The sequence below is a fragment of the Deinococcus rhizophilus genome, assembly GCF_030271215.1.
GTDB classification, from domain to species: domain Bacteria; phylum Deinococcota; class Deinococci; order Deinococcales; family Deinococcaceae; genus Deinococcus; species Deinococcus rhizophilus.
The window spans coordinates 17,491-30,028 of record NZ_JASNGB010000016.1; the positions used below are offsets into that span (position 1 = coordinate 17,491).

At 71.6% G+C, this 12,538-nt stretch carries 12 protein-coding genes; 4 read left to right on the forward strand and 8 right to left on the reverse strand.

What is annotated here, in order from left to right; all coding sequences use genetic code 11:
- Window positions 1-13 precede the first annotated feature (13 nt).
- The 8 genes from dprA to QOL99_RS03750 form a co-directional block, all read right to left on the reverse strand.
- On the reverse strand, window positions 14-1,063 hold the full coding sequence (dprA, locus tag QOL99_RS03715; RefSeq protein ID WP_285521494.1) for a DNA-processing protein DprA: 1,050 nt from the start codon (window positions 1,061-1,063) through the stop codon (window positions 14-16).
- Window positions 1,064-1,302: 239 nt separating this feature from the next.
- Complete coding sequence (locus tag QOL99_RS03720; RefSeq protein WP_285521466.1) at window positions 1,303-2,703, reverse strand: sensor histidine kinase; 1,401 nt, start codon at window positions 2,701-2,703, stop codon at window positions 1,303-1,305.
- A gap of 86 nt (window positions 2,704-2,789) precedes the next feature.
- The gene (locus QOL99_RS03725; protein WP_285521468.1) at window positions 2,790-3,452 is read right to left on the reverse strand and encodes a response regulator transcription factor; all 663 of its coding nucleotides are present in this window, start codon (window positions 3,450-3,452) and stop codon (window positions 2,790-2,792) included.
- Window positions 3,453-3,872, reverse strand: a complete 420-nt coding sequence (locus tag QOL99_RS03730) for a hypothetical protein (protein WP_285521470.1) — start codon at window positions 3,870-3,872, stop codon at window positions 3,453-3,455. It abuts the gene before it with no gap.
- Window positions 3,873-4,044: 172 nt separating this feature from the next.
- The gene (locus QOL99_RS03735; RefSeq protein WP_285521473.1) at window positions 4,045-5,637 is read right to left on the reverse strand and encodes a dihydrolipoamide acetyltransferase family protein; all 1,593 of its coding nucleotides are present in this window, start codon (window positions 5,635-5,637) and stop codon (window positions 4,045-4,047) included.
- A 41-nt stretch (window positions 5,638-5,678) separates the two neighbouring features.
- Window positions 5,679-5,912 (reverse strand): hypothetical protein, encoded by a 234-nt coding sequence (locus tag QOL99_RS03740; protein ID WP_285521475.1) that lies wholly within the window; start codon window positions 5,910-5,912, stop codon window positions 5,679-5,681.
- 13 nt (window positions 5,913-5,925) lie between these two features.
- Entirely contained in the window at window positions 5,926-6,948 is a 1,023-nt protein-coding gene (locus QOL99_RS03745; RefSeq protein WP_285521477.1) for an alpha-ketoacid dehydrogenase subunit beta, read from the reverse strand.
- Window positions 6,945-8,063, reverse strand: coding sequence for a thiamine pyrophosphate-dependent dehydrogenase E1 component subunit alpha (locus QOL99_RS03750; protein WP_285521480.1), 1,119 nt, complete (start codon window positions 8,061-8,063; stop codon window positions 6,945-6,947). Before QOL99_RS03750 ends, QOL99_RS03745 begins: the two co-directional genes overlap by 4 nt.
- Before the next feature lie 240 nt (window positions 8,064-8,303).
- Between QOL99_RS03750 and mnmG the strand changes: the two genes are divergently transcribed.
- The 4 genes from mnmG (at window position 8,304) to QOL99_RS03770 (ending at window position 12,500) form a co-directional block, all read left to right on the forward strand.
- The gene (gene mnmG / locus QOL99_RS03755) at window positions 8,304-10,112 is read left to right on the forward strand and encodes a tRNA uridine-5-carboxymethylaminomethyl(34) synthesis enzyme MnmG (RefSeq protein ID WP_285521483.1); all 1,809 of its coding nucleotides are present in this window, start codon (window positions 8,304-8,306) and stop codon (window positions 10,110-10,112) included.
- A gap of 69 nt (window positions 10,113-10,181) precedes the next feature.
- Window positions 10,182-10,916, forward strand: coding sequence for a 16S rRNA (guanine(527)-N(7))-methyltransferase RsmG (rsmG, locus tag QOL99_RS03760; protein ID WP_285521486.1), 735 nt, complete (start codon window positions 10,182-10,184; stop codon window positions 10,914-10,916).
- Window positions 10,913-11,662 (forward strand): ParA family protein, encoded by a 750-nt coding sequence (locus QOL99_RS03765; protein ID WP_285521488.1) that lies wholly within the window; start codon window positions 10,913-10,915, stop codon window positions 11,660-11,662. Before rsmG ends, QOL99_RS03765 begins: the two co-directional genes overlap by 4 nt.
- Window positions 11,646-12,500, forward strand: coding sequence for a ParB/RepB/Spo0J family partition protein (locus tag QOL99_RS03770; RefSeq protein ID WP_285521491.1), 855 nt, complete (start codon window positions 11,646-11,648; stop codon window positions 12,498-12,500). The genes QOL99_RS03765 and QOL99_RS03770 overlap by 17 nt, the downstream gene beginning before the upstream one ends.
- The last annotated feature ends 38 nt before the right edge of the window (window positions 12,501-12,538 follow it).

The following is a 12,538-nucleotide window of genomic DNA, read 5'->3' on the forward strand; positions in this document are numbered from 1 at the left end:
CCTCTCCCCTCCCCTACCGCCGCTGCCAGCGCCCGCCGACCTCCTCGGCCAGGCCCGTCAGCTGCAGCATCACCAGCGCGGTCTGGAGCTCCGCGAGGGGCAAGCTGGTCACCCCGCGCAGGTCGTCCAGAGTGGCGGGCGTGCCCAGCGCCGCGTACACGCGGGCCTGCTCGGGCGGGAGGTCGGGGGCGGGGGCAGCGGGGCCCTGGTCCCAGCCCAGCTCGGCCAGCACGTCGCCCGCCGTCTCGGTGAGAACCGCTCCCTCGCGCAGCAACCGGTGCGGCCCGGCGGCGCGGGGGTCCCCGGCGCGGCCCGGCACCGCGAACACGGTACGCCCGCATTCCAGCGCGTGCGTGGCGGTGATGAGCGAGCCGCTTTTCAGTTCGCCCTCCACGACGACCACCCCCGCCGAGAGCGCCGCGATCAGGCGGTTCCGCGCCGGGAAATGGTGCTGCGCGGGGCCGGTTCCCAGCGGGTACTCGCTGACCAGGGTGAGGCGCCGGGCCAGCCCCACGTTCTCGCCGGGGTAGATGTGGTTCACCGCGCTGCCCAGCACGCCGATGCTGGGGCCCCCGGCGTCCACCGCCGCCTGATGCGCCCCGGTGTCGATGCCGCGGGCCAGGCCGCTGACCACGGCCACCCCCGCCCGCGCGAGGTCGGCGGCGAGGTCACGGGTCAGCGAGAGGGCGTGCGGACTCGCCCCCCGCGTCCCCACGATCCCCACCGCGCGGGGCACGGCCGGAAGGTCGGGCAACTCGCCCAGGACCCACAGCACCGCCGGGGGGTCGCCCAGGGCCTCGAGGGCCTCCGGGTAGCCGGGCAGCCCACGCCCCAGCAGGGTGACGCCCCCGGCCCCGGCCTTTTGCAGCTCCGCCTCGGCCTGCTCGCGGGGCCCCGGCGTGCCGATGGCGGCCACCGTCTTGGCCTCCAGCCCCGGCACCCCCCGCAGCGCGGTCAGGGGCGCCGCGAGCGCCGCTTCCGCCGAACCGAAGTGCCGCCGCAGGCTCTCGGTGCGGCGCGGTCCCAGCGCGGGCGTGAAGCGCAGGGTCAGCAGCGCGAGCAGTTCGGCCTNCGATGGCGGCCACCGTCTTGGCCTCCAGCCCCGGCACCCCCCGCAGCGCGGTCAGGGGCGCCGCGAGCGCCGCTTCCGCCGAACCGAAGTGCCGCCGCAGGCTCTCGGTGCGGCGCGGTCCCAGCGCGGGCGTGAAGCGCAGGGTCAGCAGCGCGAGCAGTTCGGCCTGGGCAGCGGCAGGGTCGGCGGGAGCGGTCACGTCCGGAAGGATAGCGAGTTCTCCGGGCTCCTCAGGACGCGGGGGCGGCGGCGGTGGGGGTGTTCGCGGGGTGGTCGGTGGCCTCCGTCTCCCCGTCCTCCTCCCCTTCCTCATCGTCCTCGTCGCCCAGCTCCGGCCCCGGCAGGGTCAGGACGAACTCGGCCCCGCCGCCCGGCGCCGTGCCCGCCGTCAGGGTGCCGCCGTGCAGCGCCGCGATCTGCCGCGAGACGCTCAGGCCCAGGCCACTGGAGCCGCTGCCACTGACAAACGGCTCGAAGATCCGTTCGCCCAGTTCGGGCGGCAGGCCGGGGCCGCTGTCGCGCACGGTAAAGGTGACGTGCGCGGGCGTCTCGCCCAGGGTCAGGGTCACCTCGCCCTCTGGCCCGGCGGCGCGGCGGGCATTGGCCAGCAGGTTGCGCAGGGCCTGGGTCAGTCGGTCGGGGTCGCACAGCAGCATGCCGTCCCAGTCCCCCGCAAAGGTCGTGCCCGGCACCAGACGGTCGAGCCGCCCGCGCAGGGTCGCCGCCGGGATGAAGTGCCACGCGACCTTCATCTCCAGTTGCCCCCGCGCGAGCTGCATCAGGTCCTGGGTGGTAAAGGTCAACTCGTCGGCGACCAGCGCGGCGCGGGCCACCTCGGGGTCGTCGGTGCGGTCGGCGGCCCGCGCGAGGCTGGCCCGCAGCACGGTCAGCGGGGCGCCAAGTTCGTGCACGATCTGCCCCAGCAGTTGCTTTTCACGCGCCTGCACCGCCTCGATACGCACCAGCAGGCGGTTGAGCGCGGCGAGCAGGCGGTGGACCTCGTCCTCGCGCTCCGGCAGCGGCAGGGTCGCCACGCTGCGGGTAGGGTCAAGGCGGTCGGCGAGGTCGGCCGCCTCGCTGAGGTCCGCCAGCGCCCGGCGCCCCACCGCCCAGCCGGTAATCAGCATCAGTGCGGGCGTCAGCAGCAGCGCCAGCAGCAGGGCGCGGGTGGCACTCTCGCGGGCATTCACCAGGTCGTCCTCGGGCAGCGCCACCCACACGGTTCCGAAGTCGCCCGCCGGGCGCGTGGCGGCCCGCATGGGCGTGCCCAGGATCGGGAATTGCGTCTGATCGGTATACGGAAAGGGGTCGCCCGACTCCAGTTGCAGGGTCGGGGACGCATGAGTTACCCGATTTTCATCGTCCAGTAGGGCGGTGTAGCCGCTGATGGGCGGCGGCGTCTGGCCCACCGACAGCTCGGGCACTAGGAGCCGCTCGGCGATGGCGTCGGCGCGGTCGTTCAGCCGGGCCTGGAACTGCCCGTCCATCCCGCGCAGCAGCAGGGTCAGGATGCCCACCCCCACCAGCCCGATCACCAGCGTCGCCAGCAGGGTGTACACCAGCGCCAGCCGGAAGCGCAGGCTGTGCCGCCACGCCACGCGGGCCGAGCGCAGGGCGGCGGGGCGGGTCACGCCGCCGCCCCCTCACGGCAAAGTCCCCCCACGTGGGGACGCGGGGGGCGAGGGCGGATGGACACGGCAGCCTCGGGAAAAGGGACTCAGCTCGCCTGCAGCACGTAGCCGACGTTGCGGATGGTGCGAATCCGCAGGTCGCTGGCCGCATGCTCCAGTTTCTTACGCAGCTGGCTGATGCGGACCTCCACCGAGTTGCTGTTGGGCGTCTCCCAGCCGTACAGGTGCGACTCGATGTCCGCCCGCGAGAAGACCCGCTCGGGGGTGCGCATCATCAGTTCGAGGATGCGGGCCTCGTGCTCGGTGAGGTTGACGTTCTTGTCGGCCACCGTGAGCAGCAGGCTGCTGGTGCTGAGGCTGGTGTTGCCCAGGTTCACACCGGTTCCGGCGGCGGTGCGGCGCAGCAGCGCGGTGATGCGGGCGTCGAGTTCGGGCATCGCGAAGGGCTTGGTGAGGTAGTCGTCGGCCCCGGCGTTCAGCCCGGCGACGCGCTCCTGCACCCCCGAGCGGGCCGAGAGCACCAGCACCGGCGTGCTGGAATACTGCCGCAGCGCCTGCACGAGGTCGAGGCCGTCCCCGTCCGGCAGGTTGAGGTCCAGCAAGATCAGCTGCGCCGAATGGGTCCCCAGCCACGCCTGCGCGTCCCTCAGGGTCGCGGCGTGGTGCACGAGGTAATCGGCCGACAGGTATTCCTTGAGCAGCGGGCCGAGATGGGGATCGTCCTCCACAACCAGAATCTGGGCGAGCATTCAGCGGCCTCCTTCGGGAGCGGCTTTCTCGGGGGTGGCCGTGCGCAGGCCCGGCAGGGTGAGGCTCTGGGTGACCAACTGCACGCTCAGCGCGGGCTTCAGACCCCCCAGGAAGCGGGCGAGTGTCTGCTCGGTGTTGCCGACCTCCAGCGTGAGCTGTCCGGCCTTGAGGACGCCGAGGTAACGGGGCTGCAGGTTCAGGAACAGCCCCTCGTTGCGTTCGTCCTCGCTGCGGGAGAACAGCAGCACCACGGGGCCACTGTAGTTGCGCACCAGTTGCACGGTCATGCGGCCGCCGCTGCTCTCGCCGTAACCCAGGTTCAGTTGCAACTCCGGATCAAAGACCCGCAGCTTGAGGGCCCCGGCGCCGGAGGCCAGGGTCAGCAGCAGCAGGGCAGCGAGGGTACGGAAGCGGGTCATCACAGTCACTCTATCCAATCCGGCAGTCCGTGCCCGTAGGACAGGACCCCATGACCACGCACGCTAGCGCCTCAAGCTGACGCCCCCGTGACCCGGACCTGACCCCGCGTTCACGCTTTGGAAAGCAAAGCGGCCAGCCGGGAAGGGCTGACCGCAGGCTGCCTGAGGGGCGTTACATCGCTTCCAGCATCAGGCGGTCGGGGTTCTCGAGCAGGCGGATCACTTCCTTGCAGAAGCGGGCGGCCTCCGCGCCGTCCACCAGACGGTGGTCGAAGGACAGCGAGAGGTACATCATGTGCGCGACCACGATCTCCCCCTCGTCGTTGACGATGGGCCGCTTCACGATGGAGTGGACGCCCAGGATGGCCGCGTCGGGCACGTTGATGATCGGGAAGGAGAACAGCGCCCCGATGGACCCGATGTTCGTCACCGAGAAGGTGCTGCCCGCCAGCTCGTCGGGGGTGAGCTTGCCTGCCCCCGCGCGGCCCGCGAGGTCGGTGACCTGCCCGGCCAGCTCGAAGATGCTCTTGTGGTTCACGTCCCGCAGTACGGGCACGGTGAGGCCCGCGTCGGTGGCGACCGCCATGCCGACGTTGTAGTAGCGCTTCATCACGATCTCGCCCGTCGCCTCGTCGAAGGAGGAGTTGAGGCTGGGGTACTTCTTCAGCGCGGCGGCCACCGCCTTGAAGATGAACGGCAGGTAGGAGAGCTTGACGCCCGCCGCTGCCGCGTCGCCCTTCACGCGCTCGCGGAACTGCACCAGCCTCGTCAGGTTGACCTCGTCCACCGTCAGGGTGCGGACGGTGTAGAGGTGGCTGGCCTGCATCTGGTTGGAGATGGCCCGGCGCATGCCCCGCAGCGGCACCCGGTCCTCGAGGTGCTCGTAGCCCCTGGGGGTGCGGTACTGCACGGGAGGAACGGGCATTCCGCCCGTGCCCTTCGCGGCTGCCGCAGGCTGGGGGGTCGGGGCGGGCTGGGCTTGAGGCTGGGGGGCCTGCGCGGTCACCGGGGCTGGGGCCGCCTGCTCGCCCTGCCCGGCGTGGGTCACCACGTCGTCCACCCGCACCCGCCCGTTGGGGCCGCTGCCCGCCACCTCGGCGAGGTCGATGCCGAGTTCCCGCGCCCGCTTCCGCGCGGCTGGAACGGCGAGGACCCGCCCGTCGGTGCGACCGGAGGGGGTCTGCTGGCGGTTGAGGATGCTGCCGGTGCCCCCGGTGTAGGTGCCCGGCGCCCCGCTCCCCGCGCGGTTTTCCAGCCCCCGCAGGCTCACGGTCTCGTCGGAGGCGAAGGCCTTGAACAGGCTGCTCTCGTCCCCGTCGTCCTTCGGGGCGTGCCCGGCTTCCACGATGCTGCCGCCCACCTGCTCGCGTTCCTCGGCGGCCTGGGTCGGCAGTGCCGTGGGCAACTGGGCGTCCACCGTCGTGGGGTTCTCCCCACTGTCCTGAATGCCCTGGGTCACGCTGGGGGCGGTGGTGTCGGCCGCGTTCTGGACCCTCTCCCCTGCCCTGCTGGTGGCCCCGGCGGCCTCGCCCGCCTCAGCGATCAGGGCGATGGGCGCGTGGACGGCCACCACGTCGCCCTCCTGCGCGAGGCGCTGGTGCAGGGTGCCCGCGTAGGGACTGGGCAGTTCGACGGTGACCTTGTCGGTCATGACCTCGCAGAGGGGCTGTTCCAGGGCGATCGCGTCGCCCTCCTCGACCAGCCACTTCAGGATCTCGCCCTCGACCACGCTCTCGGCGAGTTCGGGCAGCAGCACTTGTTTCACTTGTTCACCTCGGCAAAAGCAGAAAGGGAGCGGAAAGACGGTCAGCGCAGAAAGAGAAGGCGGGCCACGCCGTACAGCACCAGCAGGGCCGCCGCCCCCTGAATGAAGCGGTCGCCCTGCGCGTAGCGCCAGGTGGCCGCGCCCAGCGCCACGAAGATGGCCCCGGCCAGCAGGTCCGGCCACGGCTCCGGCAACCGTCCCAGCAGCGGGTACACCGTGAAGCCGATCGCCAGGCCCAGGGCGCCCAGCACCCAGCGCCAGACGTCGGGCTTCACGGCCTCCCCGGCATCAGTAGTTCAGGGCCTGCACGCAGGCGGCGGCGATGCGGTTCGGGCCGGGCAGGTAGATCTTGTCCTGCACGTAGGGGTAGGGGATGTCAAAGCCCGCCACCTGCACCACCGGCGAGAGCAGCTGGTCGAACAGTTCCTCCTGAATGACGTAGGCCACCTCGCCCATGAAGTTGGCGGTGCGCGGCGCCTCGCTGACCAGGACGGCCCGCCCGGTCCGGGACACGCTTTCCAGCACCAGCTCGCGGTCCCAGGGCAGCAGCGAACGCAGGTCGATGACCTCGGCCTCGACGCCCTCGGCGGCCAGCGCGGCGGCGGCCCGCTCGGCGTCGGGCATCACGCCGCCGTACCCGATGAGGGTGAGGTCACGGCCCTCGCGGCGCACCGCCCCCTTGCCGATCTCGACGGTGTAGTCCCCGGTCGGCACCTCGCCCTTCGCGGCGCGGTAGAGCCGCTTGGGTTCGAAGTAGATCACGGGGTCGTCCCCGCGCACGGCCGCCTTGAGCAGCCCCTTGGCGTCGTAGGGCGTGCTGGGCATCACGACCTTGAGGCCCGGCGTGTGCGCGAAGTAGCTCTCGGGGCTCTGGGAGTGGTGGTGCCCGCCCTTCACGCCGCCGCCTGAGGGGGTGCGGATCACCATCGGCGCGGTGAACTGCCCGCCCGAGCGGTAGCGGATCTTGGCGGCCTGACTGATGAGCTGGTCGAAACCGGGGCCCATGTAGTCGGCGAACTGGATCTCGGCGATGGGGCGCATGCCCCGCACCGCCATGCCGACCGCCGCCCCCACGATGCTGGCCTCGGAGAGCGGGGTGTCGAACACCCGCGCCCTGCCGAACTCGGCCTGCAGGCCCGCCGTCGCCAGAAAGACGCCGCCCCGGGCGCCCACGTCCTCCCCGAAAACCACGACCCGCTCGTCGCGGGCGAGTTCCTCGCGCATGGCCTCGGTGACGGCCTGAATCAGGGTGAGGGTGCGGGTCTCCCCCGCTCCGGCCCCGGCCCGCGCCGGATTCTGGGTGGCGGTCATGCGCGGCCTCCCACCGTGGCAGGCTGCTCGGCCCGCAGAAAGTCCTCTTGCCGCTCCAGATGCACCGGCTTGTCGGCGTACACGTCCTCGAACATGATCTCCCAGCCCGGCTGCCCGGTCGCCTCGGCGGCCCGCACGGCCTCGTCCACCTCGCGGTGAATGGCGGCCACGAGGTCCCGGATCTCCTGGGGGTCGATAGGCGCCCCGAGGTGCTCCAGCAGCCGCTCGACGCGGGTGATGGGATCACGGGCCTCCCACTCGGCGACCTCCTCGCGGGTGCGGTACTGCTTCTCGGCGTCCGCGTCCGCGTTGGAGTGCGAACCGACGCGGTAGGTCAGGCACTCGACGAGGGCGGGACCCTCGCCAGCGCGGACCCGCCCGGCCACGTGCTCCATCACTTCCATGACCGCCACGATGTCGTTGCCGTCCACGTAATAGCCGGGCATCCCGTAAGCCTTGGCCTTGATGTGGATCGTCTCGCTGGCCGTCTGCTCGCGCAGGTGGGTGCTGATCGCCCACTGGTTGTTCTCGCAGACGAACAGGCAGGGCGCCCCGGAGGCTCCCGCCATGTTCATCCCCGCGTGCCAGTCGCCCTCGCTGGTCGCGCCGTCCCCGAAGGTGCAGACGGTGATCTCGTCGGTGCCGAGGTACTTCTGGGCCATCGCCGTGCCTGCCGCCGGGGGAACCTGCGACGCGATGGACGACGAGATGGACACGAAGCGCTTGTCGGCCACCCCGAAGTGGTGCGGCATCTGGCGGCCCCGGCACAGGTCGGAATTGGTGCCCAGGCACTGGCTCACGATGTCCATCATCGAGATGCCCATCGCCAGTCCCAGCGTGTGGTCACGGTAGTACGGCCACACCCAGTCGTGTCCTACCCGCAGCGAGCGGGCCAGGCCCACCTGGGTGCCCTCCATGCCGCTGGCCTGGGCATAGAAGGTGGTGCGGCCCTGCCGCAACAGGGTGACGAGCTTCTTGTCGAACTCCCGCGCCCGCACCATCTGGCGGTGCAGTTCACGCAGCAACTCGGGCGTGAACCGGGCGGGAAGTTCCCGGATTGGTTGGCCGTCTTCAGACACCCAGCGCAGGGGGTCAGACGTGAACGGCTGAATCATGAGGAGCCTCCTGAGCGGCAGGACCGGAGGGCGCCTGAGGGGCGCGGCACCGGACGCGGAACCTATTGCCTAACGCTCGTTTGGGATTCTAGAGCATGGGCCTGGGCCGCCGGAGGCACGGGTCAGCCGAGAGGGACGGGTCAGCGAAGAGGGACGAGGGCCGGGTTTCACGTGAAACGCCTGCCGCACCGTGAGCCGTCCCCGTGTGAGGGGGAGGCCGCCGCTCTACACTTCCTCCCGATGAACGGCTGGAATGTGATCGTGATTGGTGGGGGCCACGCGGGGCTGGAAGCGGCCTGGGCGGCGGCGAAGTTTGCCCGCACCGCCCTGCTGGTGGGCAACCCGGCCACCGTGGGGCGGATGCCCTGCAACCCGGCGGTGGGTGGCCCCGGCAAGAGCCAGATCGTCTTCGAGGTACAGGCGCTGGGCGGCCTGATGGGTCGCCTCGCGGACGAGACGGCCATCCACACCCGTGTCCTGAACGCGAGCAAGGGACCGGCCGTCCAGTCCCTGCGGGTGCAGAACGAGCGCGACGCCTATGCCGAGCGGGCGCAGGACGTGATCTTCGGGCACCCCGAGATCGAGATCGTCCGGGGCGAGGCGGCCGACCTCGAACCCGATGGACGCGGGGGCTGGGTCGTGGTGACGACCGACGGACGGCGGCTGGCCGCCCGCAGCGTGGTGGTCGCCGCTGGAACCTTCCTGCGCGGCGTGACCTGGTACGGCCGCCAGTCCCGCGCCGAGGGCCGTCAGGGCGAACCGCCCGCCCGGTTTCTCAGCGATCCGCTGGCCCGCGCGGGGCACCGGCTGAAGCGCTACAAGACGGGCACGCCCCCCCGCGTCCGGGCCGACTCGGTGCGTTTCGCGGACCTGCTGGAGCTTCCCGCCGACCCGCACCCGCGCGGCTTTACCGGGCAGCCCGGCCCCCGCGCCGCCGAGTCGCCGACCTGGCAGACCCACACGACGCCGGAGACCCACCGCCTGATCGGCGAGAACCTGCACGAGTCCCCGATGTACGCGGGCGACATCGAGGGCCTGGGGCCCCGCTACTGCCCCAGCATCGAGGACAAGGTCGTGCGCTTTGCCCACCATGACCGCCACCTGCTGTTCGTGGAGCCGGACGGGGTGCAGACCAGCGAGGTCTACCTGCAGGGCTTCAGCTCCTCGCTGCCGCCGCGCCTGCAAGACGCGCTGGTGCGGACCTTGCCGGGGTTCGAGCAGGCGGTGGTCCAGCGGTACGCCTACGCGGTCGAATACGACGTGGTGGAGTCCACCGAGCTGACCCTTGGCCTCGAGTCGCGGCGGCTGCCGGGCGTTTTCACGGCGGGCCAGATCAACGGCACCAGCGGCTACGAGGAGGCCGCCGCGCAGGGGCTGGTCGCGGGCACGGCGGCGGCGCGGCGGGCCGCCGGACTGGAGACACTCCATGTTTCACGTGAAACGGGATATATCGGCGTGATGCTCGACGACCTCGTGTTCAAGGGAAGCGACGAGCCCTACCGCATGATGACCAGCCGGGTGGAACACCGCCTGCTGGTGCGCCAGGACAACGCCGACGAGCGGATGACCGGGCTGGGACAGCGTCTGGGGCTGGTGGGGGAGAGCACCGCGCGGGCCGTGGAGGAGAAATATGCCCGGGTCGCGGCCGGGGTGGAGGCCCTGCGTCGGCAGCGGGTGAGCGGCCAGCCTGCCGACGCCCTGCTGCGGCGTCCGGAGTTCACGCTCGCCGATGTCGAGGCCTTGGGGGTGGTCCTGCCGCCCCTGGGAGCGGCCGAGCGCGAGTCGGTCGAGATCCGGGTCAAGTACGCGGGCTATATCGAGCGCAGCGAGCGGCAGCTTCAGGCCGAGGCCAGGGGAAGCGAGTTGAGCCTGGAAGGCATGGACTTCGCGGATCTGGGCAGTCTGTCCAACGAAGCCCGTGAAAAGCTCACGCGGGCGCAGCCACTGACGGTGGGACAGGCCGCGAGAGTACCGGGCGTGCGCCACGCGGACATCAGTGCTCTGCTGGTGCATCTGCGGCAGGCGGGGGGCGTTTCACGTGAAACCTGACGCCCTTCCCTCCGCCCGGCGGGGCTACCATGCCCCGGTGATCACCGAACAGACGGGCAGGCGCGGCCTGTGACGCCGGAGGCGACGGAATTGCTGCTGCGAGGGGCAGAGGAGCTGGGCACCGACCTGTCCCCGCACGTGGAAGCCTTCGCGAGGCTGCTTTTGCTGTTGCAGGAGGGCGCGGCGCAGACCAACCTCACCGCGATCCGGAGCGAGCACGACATCGTTCTCAAGCACTTCGTGGATTCGCTGACCTGTTTGCGTGGGAGGTGGCTCGACGGCGACGGGCATGTTCTCGACCTGGGCACTGGCGCAGGCTTTCCGGCCCTCCCGCTGGCAATCGTGCGGCCCGATCTGCGGCTGGTGCCTGTCGACGCCACCGCCAAGAAAATTGCTTTCGTGACCCGGACGGCGGCGGCGCTGGGCCTGGAGAACGTGACGCCGCTGACGGCCCGCGCCGAGGCGCTGGGACGTGACCCGGCCCACCGAGGGGGCTATGACCGGGTCGTCACCCGGGCAGTGGCCTCCCTGCCTGCCCTGGCCGAACTCGCCCTGCCGCTGCTGCGGGAAGGGGGCGTGCTGGTCGCGCAGAAGGGGCTGGTGTCCCCGGAAGAGCTGGAGGCGGGTCGCCTTGCTGCCGCCGAGGTGGGGGGAGAGGTCCGGGCGGTGGACGCCTTCGCCCTCCCAGTGCTGGGGGAGGCGCGGACGCTGGTGGTGGTCGGGAAGACCGGCCCTACCCCCGACCGCTACCCCCGCCGCGAGGGCGTCCCGGCCCGCAAGCCGTTATTCTGGCGGGCGACGTGAAGACCCTCGGCATCGTGAACCAGAAGGGAGGCGTGGGCAAGACCACCACCGCCATCAACCTCGCCGCCTACCTCGCGGCGGGCGGGCGGCGGGTGCTGCTGCTGGACATGGACCCTCAGGGCAACGCGACGAGTGGCCTGGGCCTGCGCGGTGCCGAGGCCGGGCTGTACGAGGCGCTGGCCGAGCCCGGCCGGGTGGCCGAGTTCGTCCGCCCGAGCGCCCAGGACGGGCTGGACGTGCTGCCCGCCACCCCTGACCTCGCCGGGGCCGGGGTCGAGCTGGCCGATGATCCGGAGGCGCTGGCCCGGCTGCTGGAGGCCGTGGAGGGCTACGACCTCGCGCTGATCGACGCGCCGCCCAGTCTGGGACCGCTCACGGTGAACGTGCTGGCCGCCGCCGACGCGCTGCTGATCCCCCTGCAGGCCGAATACTACGCGCTGGAGGGCCTCGCCGGGCTGATGGAGACGGTGGAACGGGTGCAGGGCGGTCTCAATCCCCGCTTGAAGGTGCTGGGGGTGGCGATCACCATGTTCGATGGCCGCACCAATCTGGCGCAGGAGGTCGAGATGATGGTGCGGGGGCACTTCGGCGAACAGGTGTTCTGGTCGGTGGTGCCGCGCAACGTGCGGCTCTCGGAGGCGCCCAGCTTCGGCAAGCCCATCGGGGCCTTTGCGCCGCTTTCCAGCGGGGCCGCCGCCTACAAACGCCTCGCCGAGGAGGTGATGCAGCGTGTCGAGAAAATCTAGCCTGGGGCGCGGCCTCGACGCCCTGCTGAGCAAGCCCCAGCCCGCACCGGGCGCGGCAGCGGGTGGGGGCAGCGTGCAGACTGTGCCGGTCACCCGCATCGTGCAGGCGGCCTATCAGCCCCGGCAGGTCTTCGAGCCGGAGGCACTGGCAGAACTGGCCGGAAGCATCCGCGAGAAGGGGGTCCTCCAGCCCCTGCTGCTGCGCCCACGCGGCGAGAACTTCGAGATCGTGGCGGGCGAGCGGCGCTGGCGGGCCTCGCAACTCGCCGGGCTGACCGAGGTGCCCGCGATCATCCGCGACCTCGGGGACCGCGAGGCGCTGGAGATCGCCATCATCGAGAACCTCCAGCGCGAGGACCTCGGGCCGCTGGAAGAGGCGCGGGCCTACCAGACGCTGCTGGAGCAGGGACTCAATCAGGAGGGGGTGGCGCGGGCCGTCGGCAAGGGCCGCTCGACCGTCTCCAACGCCCTGCGGCTGCTGACCCTGCCGGGCGAGGCCCTGCGGGCGCTGGAGGGGGGCGAGATCAGCGCCGGGCACGCCCGCGCGGTGCTGGCCCAGCCGGAGTCCGACCGGCTCTGGGCGCTGGACCAGATTCGCATCCGTGGCCTGAGCGTCCGCGAGGCCGAGGCGCTGAGGCGTGAGGCCCGGCCCGGCCCGGCCCCGGTCACCGTCAACCCGCCCCGTGCCCACCGCCGGGTCGAGCTGGCCCTCAGCCGCCGCACGGGCACAAAGGTCCGCATCACGGGCGAGGACAGGGGGCGCGTGGAGCTGAGCTTCGCCTCCCGCGAGGAACTCGACCGGTTGCTGGACCTGCTGGGCTACGCCGCCGAGGACTAGAGCATTTGCCATAAGAATGCGGTGGGTTTCCGCATTCG